Annotated in this window: 15 protein-coding genes and 1 riboswitch; of the genes, 14 read left to right on the top strand and 1 reads right to left on the bottom strand. The window is 72.0% G+C overall.

Annotation, left to right across the window (positions count from 1 at the left end):
- Window positions 1-80 precede the first annotated feature (80 nt).
- From OG959_RS00140 to OG959_RS00105, 8 genes are all read left to right on the top strand, one after another.
- A complete protein-coding gene (locus OG959_RS00140) occupies window positions 81-518 on the top strand; it encodes a phage tail protein (protein ID WP_148016756.1) in 438 nt (145 codons plus the stop codon).
- A 5-nt stretch (window positions 519-523) separates the two neighbouring features.
- On the top strand, window positions 524-1,324 hold the full coding sequence (locus OG959_RS00135) for a CIS tube protein (protein ID WP_326655815.1): 801 nt from the start codon (window positions 524-526) through the stop codon (window positions 1,322-1,324).
- Window positions 1,321-3,219 (top strand): VgrG-related protein, encoded by a 1,899-nt coding sequence (locus OG959_RS00130; RefSeq protein WP_326655813.1) that lies wholly within the window; start codon window positions 1,321-1,323, stop codon window positions 3,217-3,219. The genes OG959_RS00135 and OG959_RS00130 overlap by 4 nt, the downstream gene beginning before the upstream one ends.
- 32 nt (window positions 3,220-3,251) lie before the next feature.
- Window positions 3,252-3,533: a PAAR domain-containing protein gene (locus OG959_RS00125; protein ID WP_306084275.1), complete on the top strand. Its 282-nt coding sequence runs from the start codon at window positions 3,252-3,254 to the stop codon at window positions 3,531-3,533.
- Between the two features lie 6 nt (window positions 3,534-3,539).
- Window positions 3,540-3,977 carry a GPW/gp25 family protein gene (locus OG959_RS00120; protein WP_148016760.1) on the top strand — a complete coding sequence of 146 codons (438 nt, stop codon included), beginning with the start codon at window positions 3,540-3,542 and terminating at the stop codon, window positions 3,975-3,977.
- Window positions 3,974-5,944, top strand: coding sequence for a putative baseplate assembly protein (locus tag OG959_RS00115; protein ID WP_326655808.1), 1,971 nt, complete (start codon window positions 3,974-3,976; stop codon window positions 5,942-5,944). Before OG959_RS00120 ends, OG959_RS00115 begins: the two co-directional genes overlap by 4 nt.
- A 4-nt stretch (window positions 5,945-5,948) precedes the next feature.
- Entirely contained in the window at window positions 5,949-6,515 is a 567-nt protein-coding gene (locus tag OG959_RS00110) for a phage tail protein (RefSeq protein ID WP_326655807.1), read from the top strand.
- A gap of 572 nt (window positions 6,516-7,087) precedes the next feature.
- On the top strand, window positions 7,088-7,612 hold the full coding sequence (locus OG959_RS00105) for an NADase-type glycan-binding domain-containing protein (protein ID WP_326655805.1): 525 nt from the start codon (window positions 7,088-7,090) through the stop codon (window positions 7,610-7,612).
- A 614-nt stretch (window positions 7,613-8,226) separates the two neighbouring features.
- Here the strand turns inward: OG959_RS00105 and OG959_RS00100 are convergent.
- Window positions 8,227-8,940, bottom strand: coding sequence for a nucleotide-binding domain containing protein (locus OG959_RS00100; protein WP_326655803.1), 714 nt, complete (start codon window positions 8,938-8,940; stop codon window positions 8,227-8,229).
- Between the two features lie 264 nt (window positions 8,941-9,204).
- Between OG959_RS00100 and OG959_RS00095 the strand changes: the two genes are divergently transcribed.
- From OG959_RS00095 to OG959_RS00070, 6 genes are all read left to right on the top strand, one after another.
- Window positions 9,205-9,657 carry a flavodoxin family protein gene (locus OG959_RS00095; protein ID WP_326655801.1) on the top strand — a complete coding sequence of 151 codons (453 nt, stop codon included), beginning with the start codon at window positions 9,205-9,207 and terminating at the stop codon, window positions 9,655-9,657.
- A gap of 166 nt (window positions 9,658-9,823) precedes the next feature.
- The gene (locus tag OG959_RS00090; RefSeq protein WP_326655799.1) at window positions 9,824-10,912 is read left to right on the top strand and encodes a sugar ABC transporter substrate-binding protein; all 1,089 of its coding nucleotides are present in this window, start codon (window positions 9,824-9,826) and stop codon (window positions 10,910-10,912) included.
- A 100-nt stretch (window positions 10,913-11,012) separates the two neighbouring features.
- Entirely contained in the window at window positions 11,013-11,792 is a 780-nt protein-coding gene (locus tag OG959_RS00085) for an ATP-binding cassette domain-containing protein (RefSeq protein WP_326655797.1), read from the top strand.
- Entirely contained in the window at window positions 11,789-13,069 is a 1,281-nt protein-coding gene (locus OG959_RS00080) for a sugar ABC transporter permease (protein ID WP_326655795.1), read from the top strand. Before OG959_RS00085 ends, OG959_RS00080 begins: the two co-directional genes overlap by 4 nt.
- A 304-nt stretch (window positions 13,070-13,373) precedes the next feature.
- Window positions 13,374-13,486: riboswitch (SAM riboswitch) on the top strand.
- A 39-nt stretch (window positions 13,487-13,525) separates the two neighbouring features.
- Window positions 13,526-13,642 (top strand): putative leader peptide, encoded by a 117-nt coding sequence (locus tag OG959_RS00075; RefSeq protein ID WP_326655793.1) that lies wholly within the window; start codon window positions 13,526-13,528, stop codon window positions 13,640-13,642.
- Between the two features lie 73 nt (window positions 13,643-13,715).
- The gene (locus OG959_RS00070; protein ID WP_326655791.1) at window positions 13,716-14,942 is read left to right on the top strand and encodes an LLM class flavin-dependent oxidoreductase; all 1,227 of its coding nucleotides are present in this window, start codon (window positions 13,716-13,718) and stop codon (window positions 14,940-14,942) included.
- The last annotated feature ends 8 nt before the right edge of the window (window positions 14,943-14,950 follow it).

Genomic DNA, 14,950 nt, shown 5'->3' with positions numbered 1-14,950 from the left:
ATCAGCGCCCTTCACCGACTCGCCTGAGTCAGTCACCGGATCACCCGAGTCACTGAGCCACCGATCGAGAGGCACGTCCCATGGCCACCTCCCCGGACGACGACCCCGCCGTCAGCGTCTGCTTCGTCGTGACGATCGACGACATCGAACTCGGGTCGTTCAACACCTGTGACGGGCTGGGCTGCGAAGTGGTCCTGGAGACCCGGGAGGAGGGTGGCAACAACGGGCATCTGTGGCAGCTGCCCACCCGGCTGAAGTACTCCAACGTCAAGCTGTCCCGCCCGCTCACCCGGGAGACGGAGAAGGTGGCGCGCTGGTTCGCCACCATGACGACCGGGTTCAGCCGAAAGACGGCGCACATCGAGGCGCGGACCGGGGACGGGCGGAAGGTGGCCCAGTGGGGGCTGCTGGAAGTCGTGCCCGTGCGTTGGACCGGGCCCTCGTTCACTCCCGAGTCGCCCAAGGTCGCGATGGAGACGATCGAGATCGCCCACCACGGCTACGTGATGGAGGGCTGAGCAGGATGAGCGGCTCGGGACCCATCGCCTTCAGCGCCGCCGGTACGTCCGGGGTGGCGTCCGCCGCGAAGGGCGGCTCGGCCAGGCCCAAGCTGGAGCACGCCTACCTGGAGCTGCGGACCCCGCCCACCGGGGGCGGGCTCACACCCGGTGGTCCGTGCGGACGGATCGACTTCCAGTTCAACCCCAAGGAGCTGAGCCTGACCAAGGCCGCCTCCTGGAAGCGCACCCCGGCCAAGGGCGCGAAGAGTTCGGGCCCGCCGGAGTACCAGGGATCGCAGCCCAGCAAGCTCACCGTCGAGATGTTCTTCGACGCCAGCGACACCCAGGACACCCGGGTGGTGACCTCCGTGGAACAGCTCTTCGCCTGCTGTGTGCCGACGAGCGAGACCCGGCAGCAGCAGCGGTCGTCACCACCCTGGGTGGTGTTCCACTGGGGCGGGCTCACCGGGTTCCCCGGGTACGTCAGCCAAGTCGGGGCGAAGTACACCCTGTTCACGACCTCAGGGGTGCCGATCAGGGCCGTCTGCCAGGTCACGATGGAGGAGATCAGTGGGGAGACGCCCGGCCAGAACCCGACCTCCGGCGCGCTGGCTGCCCGGCGCGTGCACCGGGTGGCGGCCGGGGACTCGCTGCCGTCGCTGGCCCACCGGGAGTACGGCGACGCCGCTGCGTGGCGGGTCATCGCGGAGGCGAACCGTATCGACGACCCGTTGCGGCTCGCACCGGGGACACAACTGCTGCTGCCCGCCCTCGACGAGCTGAGCAGACTCGGCAGTGACGCGGACCGGGGGCAGGGCCGATGACCGGGCAGGGCGTCGCCAGCGCGCTGGTGGTGGAGTTCGACGGCACCCCGCTTCCCGCGAAGTTCGTGAACACCCTCGTCGAGGGGTACGTGGACGACAGCCGTACGCTCCCCGACCTGTTCCTGCTGAGGTTCCGGGACCCCGACCGGGTCCTGCTGCAGCAGACCGGACTGAAGATCGGCAGCGAGGCCCGGCTGCTGGCCCGGGCAGGCGGTGACACGGCACCGAAGCCGCTGCTCGAAGGAGTGGTGACGGCACTTGAGGTGGAACTCGACGAGACCGGCACGTTCACCGTCGTACGGGGCCTCGACGAGTCGCACCGGCTGCTGCGGGGCCGGCGGGTCGCCAGCTACCAGAACATGACGCTCGCCGACATCTGCGGTCAGGTCGCCCAGCGCGCCGGACTGAAGCCGGGAACGGTGGATGTCGCCGGCCCCGTGATCGAGCACATGGCCCAGCCCAACGTCACCGACTGGGAGTTCGTGCGCGGGCTCGCCGAGGAGGCCGGGGCACAGGCGTACGTACGCGACGGGCGACTGCACATCACCCGTCCCGCCGAGGCGAGCGGGGCGCCGGACGGGTCCGCGCGCGCCGACCGCAATCCGCTCGTCCTGGAACTGGGCGGCAACCTGCTGCGGTGCCGCGCCGGGGTCTCGGCCGCCGAACAGGTGTCCGAGGTGGAAGTACGCGGCTGGGACGTCGCGGCGAAGCAGCCGGTGATCGGCAGGGCCCCGGCCGGAACGTCGTCGACGCTGGAACTCGGTGTGACGGCCGCCGAGGTGTCCGCCCCGTTCGGCGAGGCACGGTTCGTCGTCACCGACGCGGCGTACGGGGCGCAGGCGCAGGTGGACCGTGCGGCGAAGGCGCTGGCGGAACGGATCGCCGGGTCGTTCGCGGAGCTGGAGGCGGCGATCCGGGGCAACCCGGAGGTCAGGGCGGGCAGCGCGGTGGCGCTGAACGCGGTGGGCGCGCCCTTCGAGGGCCGGTACACCGTCACCTCCTCGCGCCACGTGTTCGACGCCGTACGCGGGTACGAGACCTGGATCACCGTGTCCGGGCAACAGGAACGCTCGCTGTTCGGACTCACCGGAGGCGGCGGGCAGGGGGCGGCGGCCGCGTCCGGGGGAGGGGGGCGATGCGCCGGCCTGGTCAGCGGGACGGTGACGGACACCCAGGATCCCGAGGGGTCGGGCCGGGTGAAGGTGCGCTTCCCCTGGCTGTCCGACGAGTACGCCAGTGACTGGGCGCGCACGGCGCAGTCCGGCGGTACGGGCGGCGGCGAGGCCTTCATCCCTGAGGTCGGCGACGAAGTGCTGGTCGGCTTCGAGCACGGGCACCTGGACCGGCCGTACGTGCTGGCCGGGCTGTACAACGGCAAGGACCGGCCCGGGGGAGGCCCCCCGGGCACCGCGGGAAGCCCCGCCGAGGGCGGCGACCTCGTCGATCCCACCACCGGCGCGGTGAACCGTCGCGCCTTCGCGTCCAAGAGCGGAAACCAGCTCGAACTGCTGGACGCGGCCAACGGCCCGCAGGGAGTCAGGCTCCGCACCGGCGACGGGAAGCTCACCATCGACCTGGACCGGCGGGGCACGGCCGTCGTCATCAACAGCGACGGCAGCGTGACGATCGAGGCCAAGGAGCAGGTCTCCGTCAAGGCGGCCAAGGGCGTCGCGCTGGACGCCGGACGCGGCGCGCTGGAACTGACCGGCGACAGCGTCACGGTGACGTCCCGCAGCGGGGTCGCCCTCGACGGCGGGAACGGCAAGGTCGCGCTCTCCACCGGCGGCGCGGTGGAGGTCCAGGGCGGCCAGGTCACGGTCAACGGCACACAGCGCACGGACGTGAGGAGCGGCGGGTCGGTGGCCGTCAACGCACCGATGATCACGCTCAACTGACCTACCGCAATCAGGGAAGAGGAGTACACCGCATGCCGTCAGCCGCAGCCGCCCGGGTCACCGACCCCACCGGCCACCCCGGCACGGTCGGGCCGCCCGGAGTCGTGTCGGTGCTGATCGGCGGGAAGCCCGCCGCCACGGTCGGCACCGCCCACCAGTGCGCGTCCCCTCTCGCCCACCCGCCGTCCACGATCGCACCCCCCGGCAGCACCACCGTGCGGATCGGCGGGAGCCCGGCCGCCCGGGTCGGAGATCTGAGCGGCTGCGGTTCGCCGGTCGTGTCGGGGTGTGCCACCGTACTGATCGGAGGCTGAGCCGGGATGGGACAGCAGTTCATCGGAGCCGGCTGGGCGTTCCCGCCCCGCACGGACGCCACCGGGTCCATCGCGCTGGTGCGCGGCGAGCGGGAGCTGGAGGAGTCCATCCGGCTGATCCTCGCGACCTCCCCGGGCGAACGGCCGATGCGGCCCGAGTTCGGCTGCGCCGTCAACGACTACGTGTTCGCGCCCGCCGACGCGGGAACGGCGGGACAGCTCGCGTACGAGGTCCGGCTGGCGCTGGAGCGCTGGGAGCCCCGGATCGACGTCGCCGAGGTCACCGTGCGGTTCGACGAGGCGGACAACGGGGTCCTCTACATCGACATCGGCTACGCGGTGCGCGGCTCCAACGACCCGCGCAACCTGGTCTTCCCGTTCTACGTGATCCCGCAGCACGCGCAGGAGCCGACGACCCACGACGACGAGGAGGCCGGCGCGTGACGCTGCCCAGTCCCCATCTGGACGACCGCCGCTTCCAGGGCCTGGTGGACGAGGCCAAGCGCCTGGTCCAGCAGCGCTGCCCGGAGTGGACCGACCACAACGTGTCCGACCCCGGCGTCACCCTGATCGAGGCGTTCGCCACCATGGTCGACCAGCTCGTCTACCGCGTGAACCGGGTGCCGGAGAAGAGCTATCTCACCTTCCTCGACCTGATCGGGGTCCGGCTGCACCCGCCCACGGCCGCGCACACCGACGTGACGTTCCGGCTGTCCGCGCCCCGGCCCGACCCGGTCGTCGTGCGGGCCGGGACGGAGGTCGCCACCGTGCGTACGGAGACGGAGGAAGCCGTCGTCTTCACGACCGCCGAGCAGCTGACGATCACTCCCTGCGCCTTCGCCCACCTCGCCACCTGGCCGGTGTCGGGGGAGGCGGCGGACCGCACGGACGAACTGGCGATCGGCCGGGACGTGACATGTTTCGGGGCGGCCCCGGCGCCCGGCGACTGTCTCTATGTCGGTCTGTCGGCCGCGGTGCCCGCCGGAGTCGTCGTCCTGCGCCTCGACTGCAGGGTCGAGGGCGTCGGTGTCGATCCGCTGCGGCCGCCCCTGGTCTGGGAGGCCTGGGACGGTACCGCCTGGACGGTCTGCGATATCGAGAAGGACGACACCGGAGGCTTCAACCGCTCCGGCGAACTGATCCTCCACCTGCCGAGGACGCACACCCCGGCAGCCGTCGTGCGGCGCACCGGGGGCTGGCTGCGCTGTCGCCTGATCGACGCCCAGGACGGCCGGCCGACGTACCTGGCCCCGCCCGTCGTCCGCCGGATCACCGCCTTCACCATCGGTGCGACCGTGGCGGCCGAACATGCCGAGACCATCGCCGACGAGGTGCTGGGCGCGGCGGAAGGAGTGCCGGGCCAGGTGTTCGAGCTGGCCCGGCCGCCCGTGGTACCCGGCGACTTCGTGGTCGAGGTGGCCGACCCCGGAAGCGGACCGGAGCCGGAGTACACCCGGTGGACCCGGGTCGACGACTTCGCGCACTCCGGACCCGAGGACCACCACATCACCCTCGACCCGAACTCGGGCCGCGTCGAGTTCGGACCGGCCGTACGGGAACGGGACGGTTCCGTACACCACTACGGCGCGGTTCCCGCGAAGGGCGCCACAGTCCGGGTGCGGTCCTACCGCACGGGCGGCGGGCTGCGCGGAAATGTCGCCAGGTCGACACTGAAGGTCCTGCGCAGCGCCATCCCCTACGTGGCCCGGGTGGAGAACCGCAGGCCGGCCCTCGGCGGTGTCGACGGCGAGAACGTCGACAGCGCCCGGGTGCGCGGGCCGATGACCCTGCGGACCCTGCACCGCGCCGTCGTCCCGCACGACTACGAACTCCTCGCCCGCGACATCGCCCCGGACGCGGCACGCGTGCACTGCATCCGGGCGGGCGAGCCCGGGGACGACGACGGTTCGGCCCACGGGGTACGGCTGCTCGTCGTCCCGGCCGGCCGCAGCGACGAACAGGGCAGGATCGAGTTCGACGAGCTCATCCCTCCCGCGCACACCCTTCGCCTCATCGCCGGACACCTGGAGGCCCGCCGCCCGATCGGGGCCCGCCTCGTCGTCGAACCGCCGTTCTACCAGGGCGTCACCGTCGTCGCCTCGGTGCAGGCCGAACGCGGAGCGGTCGCGGAGCGCGTACGGGAGGCCGCGCTGGCCGCGCTCTACGGGTACTTCAACGCGCTGTCCGGCGGGCCGAACGGACAGGGCTGGCCGTTCGGGCGACCGGTCCAGTCGGGCGAGGCGTTCGCCGTGCTCCAGCGGGTGCCCGGGGTGGACCTCGTGGAGGACGTACGGCTCTACCGGGCCGATCCGGTCACCGGCGAACGCACCGACGCCACGGCCAAGATCCCGCTCGACCGGCACGCGCTGGTCTTCAGCTACGAGCACCAGCTCCGGGTGAGGGGAGCCTAGGAAGATGCGTACCGGCGTCACCGGACTGCCCACCCCGCACCCCCTGATCGACCAACTGCCCGCCGTCTACCTGGAGCAGGACTTCCTCCGGCGCTTCCTCGCCGCGCTCGACGAGGTACTCGCACCCGTCCTGCTCACCATCGACAACCTGCCCGCCCACCTCGACCCCCGCAGCGCCCCGGAGGACTTCCTGGCCTGGCTGGCGCAATGGGTGGCGGTGGAGCCGCCCGAGGACGGTCCCGTCGAGCGGCGCCGCGAGACGGTACGGGGAGCGGTCGCCCGGCATGCCAGGCGCGGCACGGCGGGCGGGCTGGCCGACGCGGTGCGGCTGGAGACGGGCGCGGAGGCGGAGATCACCGAGAGCGGCGGAACGGCCTGGTCGACCGTGTCGCAGACCGCGCTGCCGGGCCGGGCGCGCGCCACGGTGACGATCCGGGTCCGCGAACGGGCGGGGAGGTCTGTCGACCGGGTGCGGCTGGAGGAGCTCATCAGGACCGAGATCCCGGCCCATGTCGGGTACACGCTGGAGATCCTGCCTCCGGCCGGGGACGCGGGGGGTGGTGCGCAGTGATCTGTGAGGCGTGTGGTCACCGGAATGCGCCGGGGCGCGAGTTCTGCGCGTCCTGCGAGGCGTTCCTGGCGTGGGAGCCGGAGGGGACGGGCGGGGCCGGACCTGGGCCGCGGGCGGCCGGACAGCCGCATCCCGTGGCGCCCGCCGCCGCCCCGGAGCCTGTTCCGCACTCCGCCCCGCCCGCGGTGCCGGCGCCCGGTCCCGTACGCATGCCCCCCGCACCGGCTTCCCCGCCGCAGCCGGCGGCGGCAGCGGCTCCCCGGCGCCCAGGGGACGCTCCGGACGGGCCGGCCCCCGGCCCGGATGCCTGGACGCCCGGTTCGGTGTCCGCTGCGCCGGGACCGCCCGGACCGGTGGCGGGTGCTCCGGTGGTGTGCCCCAACTGCCGCGCGGAGAACGCGCCGGAACGCACACTCTGCGTCCGGTGCGCTCTGCTCCTCGACCCGGGGCCGCCCCCCGCCCCCCGCCCGCCGTGGTGGCGCCGGATTCTTCGGCGGAGGCCGGGGAAGAGCCGTGCCGCGGGTACGCGGCCACGGCGCGGGCGGCGCAGACCGAGGTTCGCGCTGCCGGTCATGCTGCTTCTGCTGGCGGCCGGGGTCTGGTTCGCGCTGCCGCACCTGTCCGGCCTGCTCGGCTTCGCCAAGGAGGAGACCGGGGCCCCGGAGGCGGTGGAGCCGTCCGCGTTCCGCAGCTCCAGCTCCGCTCCGGGACATCCGGTGGCGGCGGCCTTCGACGGATTCAACAACCGGTACTGGACCCCGCGGGAGAGCGGTGACGGAACCGGCGCGTACCTGGACTGCTCGTTCACGCAGCCGGTCCGGCTGCTGAAGATGGTGGTGTTCTCCGGGACTTCGGCGCGAAAGGACGAATTCCTCACCCAGGCCAGGCCCGCGCGGATCACTGTTGTCCTGACCTCGAAGGACGGCAAGGCGAGCACTCGGACGGTCCGGCTGGCCGACGAGCCGGGCCAGCAGACGTTCGACGTACGGGGGTCGGACACGGTCGCCGTGCGGCTCACGGTCGACTCCGCGTACGGCACGGGCAAGGGGCGCCGGGTGGCCATCGCGGAGGTCGAGTTCTTCGGACACCGGTCCTGACGGCCCTGCCGTCTGCTCGACGGCCCGGTTCGGGCCGGACCTCCAGCGGCAGGCGCTGAGTGCGCCGACCGCGCCGACCACCGGCGCCGGTTGGGACGCGAGGGTTCCGGCGTCGGGCCGCAGCGAGCCGTCGAAGGCGGCGGAGCCGATCGTGAAGGCATCCGCTCCGGCCGATGCGAGGTTCCGGACCTGGTCGGTGCCGGTGATGGAACCGGCGACCACCAGGCGGCCCGAAGTCGCGGCGCGGGCGGCCCGGACCAGGTCGAGGGGGTCGGCGTCGATGGCGCGGTACGCGAGCAGCTCGACACCGGCGCAACCCGCGGCCTCCGCACGCCGGCAGTCGTCGGCGATGCGACGGGGGCCGCCGGCGAGGCGGGCGGGGTGTCCGAGGGGGTGGCCGGCGAACGGCAGGCAGCCGATGGGTGTGCCCTGCAGGAGACCGAGGGTCTCCTCGGTCCACGTGCCGCCCATGAGCCAGTCCACGCCGAGCTCGACGGCGGGCGATCGGAGTCATGCGTGGTCCCCTCGGGCGGAGGAGAGGCGGCCGGCGGGCTGCCGGACCAGTCGGCACAGCCGCAGCAGCGTCTCGTCGTCGCCGAAGCCGCCCGCCTTGATCAGGACGGGGAGGGGGACGACGCGCCGAGCGGGGTTCCGCGGGCGACGCCGGGTTCGGGCTCGTCGAGCAGGTCGATCCCGTTGATGCCGAGGGCCTGGAAGACGGTCGCGGCCGTCTCTCCGCCGGTGACGACGAGTGCGTCGACCAGACGCTTCCCGGCCAGTGTCCGTACGACTGAGGCCAGGGAACGGGCGAGTGCGCGGGCGGTGTGCGGTGCATGGCGTTCATCGGGTGTCCGCACGGTGAGGACGGGCGCGGTCAGGGTGCGCAGCGCCTCCACCGCCGGGGTGGGATCGTCCCCGACGGTGACCCCCCGGACGTCGGCCCGGGCGCGGAGCACGGCCAGCTGTCGCCGGGTCGCCGGATGGGCGCTGCCGACGACGACGAGCGGCCGGCGGGCCGGTGCGGGCGCGGGCGCGACCGGTCCGTCGACGCGTGCGCACCGTCGGGCCAGGGCGGCCGCCAGCCCGGGCGATCCGACCCACAGGACGTCGTAGAGTCGGGGGGCCGCTGACACCAGGCGGTCGAGGTCGCCGTCCGTCGCGGCGGAGCAGACGATCAGGGCGCCTCGGCGGATCAGGCCGGGCAGTTCGGCCGCCCGGTCCGGTCCGACCGCGACGGCGTCCGGGAACACCGTCGTGAGGTCGGAGCACCGCACCGGATGAACGGGGTCGCGGGCGTAGTCGCTCTCGTGGACCGGTACGCCCCGCATTCGCCGTCGTCCAGGACGACCTGGAACGGGGCCGGCTCGTCGCGCCCTTCGAGTTTCGTCCCCGACGGCACCGGCTACCACCTCCTGAGCAGTCGACCGTCCGGCCAGGACGCGCGCGAGCACCGGCTGACGGCATGGCTGCGGAGCCGTACGGACTGGACGGCGAACCCGAGCCGACGGACTCCGGCTCCGGGTGAGCGGCGCCCGGCGCGCCGGACTCCGGCTCACTTGCGGCAGGGCGGCGGCCACTGCAGGGTTCCGGGTGTGGCTACCTTGCTGATCGTCCATCACACTCCCTCGCCGAACTGCCAGGCGCTGTTCGAAGCCGTCGTCTCCGGTGCGACGACGGATGAGATCGAGGGGGTCGAGGTCGTCCGGCGGGCGGCGCTCGCCGCGACGGCGTCCGACGTCCTCGCCGCCGACGGTGTGCTGCTCGGTACCCCGGCCAACCTCGGCTACATGTCCGGCGCCCTCAAGCACTTCTTCGACCAGGTCTACTACCCCTGCCTGGACGCGACGCGGGGCCGTCCCTTCGGGTACTACGTACACGGCGGGAACGACGTCACCGGTGCCGTGCGGGCCATCGAGTCGATCACGACGGGGCTGGGATGGCGTCGTGCGGCGGACGCCGTGAAAGTCACGGGAGAGATCGCCAAGGCGGACACCGATGCGTGCTGGGAACTGGGGGCGACCCTCGCTGCCGGCCTGGCGGACTGACGCGCGAAGCCTTTCATGGCCCGGTGGCCGGGCGCGGCGGCCCCGTCACCGCCACCCGCTTGCCGGTCTCCGGGTTGCCGCTAATGTCGATATGTAGGCCAAAAGTGTGGTTTCGTTTCCGCGCTCTCCCCGCGAAGGGACGGCGCAGTACGAGAAGGAGCCTCCCATGAGGAGCACATTGCGGAGCGCGATAGCCCTGGCCGGAGCGGCAGCCCTGTCCCTGGGAGCGGTGGCGACCAGCGGCGCGGCGCAGCCGGGAGCGGACCGCCAAGCCGACGAGGTCAAGATCGGCCTGCTGCTGCCCGAGAGCAAGACCACGCGGTACGAGAAGTTCGACCGGCCGTACATCGAGGACAAGATCAAGGAACTGGCGCCCGGCGCCCAGATCGATTACTACAACGCCGCCGAGAGCGCCACCACACAGCAGCAGCAGGTGAACACCGCTCTCGCCAAGGGCGACCAGGTGCTCATCCTCGATGCCGTCGACGCCAAGTCGATCCAGTCCTCCGTGCAGAAGGCACGCGACGCGGGCGTGAAGGTCGTCGCGTACGACCGGCTCGCGCAGGGGCCCGTCGACGCCTACGTCTCGTACGACAACCGCAAGGTCGGCGAACTGCAGGGCCAGGCGTTGCTGGACGCGCTGGGCGACAAGGCGGACAGTGGCGAGATCGTCATGCACAACGGTTCGCCGACCGACCCGAACGCCGCCGAGTTCAAGGCCGGCGCCCATTCCGTCCTCGACGGCAAGGTGAAGATCGGTAAGGAGTACGACACCCCGAACTGGGACCCGAACAACGCCAACCAGCAGATGGCGGGCGCCATCAGTGCCCTCGGCAAGGACAAGATCGTCGGCGTGTACTCGGCCAACGACGGTCTGGCCGCAGGCATCGCCACCGCCCTGAAGGCGGCCGGCATCAACGTGCCCCTGACCGGTCAGGACGCCCAGCTCGACGCGATCCAGCGGATCCTCGGGGGAACGCAGACCATCACCATCGAGAAGCCGTACAAGCCGGAGGCGGACACCGCGGCTGCGATGGCGGTCGCCCTCGCCCAGGGCAAGGACATCCCCAAGAACCTCACACCGACCACCGTCACGAGCGGCAGCGGCGAGAAGGTCCCGGCCAAGCTGCTGACCCCGGTCGTGGTCGACAAGGACAACATCAAGGACACCGTCGTCAAGGACGGCCTCTACTCCGTCGAGGAGATCTGCACCGCGAACTACGCGGACGCCTGTGAGGAGACCGGTCTCCAGTAGCCCCGGTGTCCACGACTCCGGACGAACGCCTCCGCGCGGTCGTCCGGCGGGGGACGAGACCGCCGGCCCGTACGGACGGGCAGCGGAGGAGGCGGTTCCTTTGCCGCAAGAACCTGTGCTCACTCTGCGGGGGATCTCCAAACGCTTCGGCGCCGTCCAGGCGCTGTCGGGCTTCGACCTGGACGTCCACCCCGGCGAGGTGGTCGCGCTCGTCGGTGACAACGGAGCCGGCAAGTCGACCGCGGTCAAGGCGATCGCGGGAGTCAACCCACCCGACGAGGGCACCATCGAATGGCGGGGCCGCAAGGTCACCATCGGCCGCCCGCACGACGCCCAGAACCTCGGCATCGCGACCGTCTACCAGGATCTGGCCCTGTGCGACAACCTCGACGTGGTCGGCAACCTCTTCCTCGGCCGTGAACTGCGCCGCTTCGGCGTGCTCGACGAGGTCCGCATGGACCAGCGGTCACGTGAACTGCTCGACACGCTGTCCATCCGCATCCCGAGCGTCCGCATTCCCGTTGCCTCGCTGTCCGGCGGACAGCGTCAGACGGTGGCGATCGCCCGTTCGCTGATCGGCGATCCCCAGGTCGTCATCCTGGACGAGCCCACAGCGGCGCTCGGTGTGGAGCAGACGGCCGAGGTGCTGGACCTGGTCGAGCGGCTCCGCGACCGCGGCCTCGGCACCATCCTGGTCAGCCACAACATGGTGGACGTGATGGCGGTCGCGGACCGGATCGCGGTGATGCGACTCGGCCGCAACAACGGGTTCTTCGACCGGCGCTCCACCACCACCGAGGAGATCATCTCCGCCATCACCGGGGCCTCCGACAGCGCGGTCACCCGGCGCCAGGCCCGCAAGCGGGAGGAGGAGCGATGACCCGCGATCCCGCCCGCGACGCCGACGACGCCGCCCAGGAACCCGCACGCGATGCCATGCCGGCCGTCGACACCCGCCTGCTCGTCCGCGACGAGGGCATCCGCGGGTACGCCGGCGAGTTCTGGCGCAAGACGCGCAGCGGGGAACTGGGCTCCCTGCCCGTCGTCATCGCCGTGATCATCATCTGGACCGTGTTCGGCAGCCTGAACAGTACGTTCCTCTCGGCCCAGAACCTCTCCGACCTGAGCCAGCAGATCGTCGGCACCGGCATGATCGCCGTAGGCATCGTCTTCGTCCTGCTCCTCGGCGAGATCGACCTGTCCGTCGGCTCCGTGAGCGGCCTGTGCGCTGCGATCTTCGCCGTGCTCAACGTCCTGAACGGCATGAACGAATGGCTGGCGCTTCTCGTCGCGGTGCTGGGCGGAGCGGCCGTCGGCCTCATCCAGGGCTTCTTCTTCGCGAAAGTGGGCGTGCCGGCCTTCGTCGTCACCCTGGCAGGCAACCTCGCCTGGAACGGGCTGATGCTCCAGGTACTGGGATCCAGCGGCACGGTCAACATCCCCGCCGACAGCATCGTCGCCGAGATCTACTCGACCATCTACCACAGCCCGGCCGCCGCCTACGCGGCCGCGGCCGTCGGGGTCGGACTCTTCCTCACGGCCTCCCTCCTGGACGCCGCACGCCGCAGAGCGGCCCGGGTGCCGTCCCGGCCGGTCGCCGAGATCGTGCTGCGTACCGTCGTCATCGCCGCCATCGCGTTCGTCACCGCGTACATCCTCAACCAGTACCAGGGCCTCCCGCTCGCCCTTCTGATCTTTCTGATCGTGCTGGTGGTACTGGACTTCGTGCTCCGCCGCACCACGTACGGGCGGAAGGTGTTCGCGGTCGGCGGCAACTCCGAGGGGGCGCGACGCGCCGGCATCAGCGTGCCGTTCGTCCGGATGACCGTCTTCTCGATCGCCGGCGCCATGGCGGCGGTCGGGGGCCTCTTCCTCGCCGGACAGATCCAGTCGGCGAGCCAGACCTCGGGCGGCGGCAATCTGCTGATGAACGTCATCGCCGCCGCCGTCATCGGCGGGACCAGTCTGTTCGGCGGGCGCGGCTCCGTCTGGTCGGCCCTGCTCGGCGCCCTGGTGATCGGGTCCATCCAGTCCGGGATGAACATCATGGGTGTCAGCAACGCCGTCCAGTTCATGATCACGGGATCGGTCCTGCTGGCGGCCGTGGTCGTGGACTCGCTGTCCCGCAGGACCCAGAAGGCGGCGGGGCGCGCGTGATCCGTACGCGGACGGGCCCGTGCGGCGGTCAAGGCGCGTCCGGACTGCCGCGATCCGGAGCCCGGGAGGGGCTCGGTGCGCAGGTGCCGCTCACCGTCCTCCGGGGGCGGGGACGGTGACGCCGGAACTCTCCGCCCTGATAGGGCGGGTGGACGGAACAGGCGGCGCAGCCGCGTTGTTGTCGTTCGGAGCAAGGCGAGTCGGAGCAAGGCGAGTCGGACCAAGGCGAGTCGGAGCAAGGCGAGTACGGCCATGATCCGCCGGGCATTGCGCGGCGGGCCCGGCGCGCGTAGCGTTCCGGGCAGGTCATGAGTGTCAGCGTCAAGCCCTGGCTTGCCGACCGGCAACCCTCCTGCGCGGCGGGGTGCTTCAGGTGACGACCAGGCGGGGCCCGTCCGGGTTCCGCAAGCGCGAGGCCTCCGGGCCCGCCGAGCCGGAAGAGCGGAGGCGACGGTCATGCCATCGGTGACCTGCCCGCTCGTCAGGGTGCTCGCCCCGCGGCGCCGCGTCCACCTCTACTCCCGGCCCCACATCGACCTCCAGCGCGTGGCTGCCGCGCTCTGTTGTTCCTGATCCGTACCCGCGACGCCGAACCTCCCGACGAGGCCCGGCGATCACCCACGGTCGATCAGGAAGGCAGCCTGTCGTGTCCGCACCGTCATCCCCGCACCCTCCCCTGTCCTCCCCCCTGCACCTCGCCGTCGCGCTCAACGGCGCGGGCTGGCACCCGGCCGCATGGCGTGAGCCGGAGGCCCGGCCCGGGGAACTGCTCACCGCCGCGTACTGGGCCGACACCGTCCAGGAGGCCGAACGCGGCCTGCTCGACTTCGTCACGATCGAGGACGCGCTCGGGCTCCAGTCCTCGCGGTTCACGGGGCCCGACGACCGCACCGACCAGGAGCGCGGGCGCCTCGACGCGGTACTCGTCGCCGCCCGCGTGGCCCCGCTGACCCGGCACATCGGGCTCGTTCCCACCGTCGTCGCCACGCACACGGAGCCGTTCCACATCTCCAAGGCGATCGCCACGCTCGACTACGTCAGCACCGGCCGGGCCGGTCTGCGCATTCAGGTGTCGGCCCGGCAGCACGAAGCCGCGCACTTCGGCCGCCGCACGTTCCCGCACTTCGGCGTCGAGGACCTGGACACCCCGGCCGTCCGCGACCTGACCGCCGAACTCTTCGAGGAGGCCGCCGACTACGTCGAGGCGGTGCGCCGACTCTGGGACAGCTGGGAGGACGGGGCGGAGATACGCGACGTCGCCACCGGCCGCTTCATCGACCGCGACAAGCTGCACTACATCGACTTCGAGGGACGGCACTTCAGTGTCAAGGGCCCCTCGATCACGCCCCGGCCCCCGCAGGGACAGCCGGTCGTCAGCGCCCTGGCCCACCAAAGCGTGCCGTTCCGACTGGTGGCCCGCTCCACGGACATCGGCTATGTCACCCCGCACGACGCGGTCCGGGCCCGAACCATCGTCGAAGAGATACGTGCCGAACAGGCAGCCGCGGGGCGCGCGGAGGAGCCCCTCCACATCTTCGGGGACCTCGTCGTCTTCCTCGACGACGATCCCGGAGCCGCAGCAGCCCGCCGGGACCGGCTCGACGGCCTCGCGGGATATCCGTACACCAGTGACGCGAAGGTCTTCACCGGCACACCCGCGCAACTGGCGGACCTGCTCCTGGAATGGCAGCGGGCCGGGCTCACCGGATTCCGGCTGCGCCCCGCGGCGACCGCCCACGACCTCCCGGCGATCACCCGTCAACTCGTACCCGAACTGCAGCGCCGAGGCGCCTTCCGGACCGCCTACGAGGCCGGCACCCTGCGCGGGCTGCTCGGACTCGCCCGCCCCGCCAACCGCTACGCCGCCGTCTGAGCCGGAGG

The organism is Streptomyces sp. NBC_00385 (assembly GCF_035917155.1).
In the GTDB taxonomy this organism is placed as follows: Bacteria; Actinomycetota; Actinomycetes; order Streptomycetales; family Streptomycetaceae; genus Streptomyces; species Streptomyces poriferorum.
This window is presented reverse-complemented; position numbering and strand designations above follow the sequence as displayed.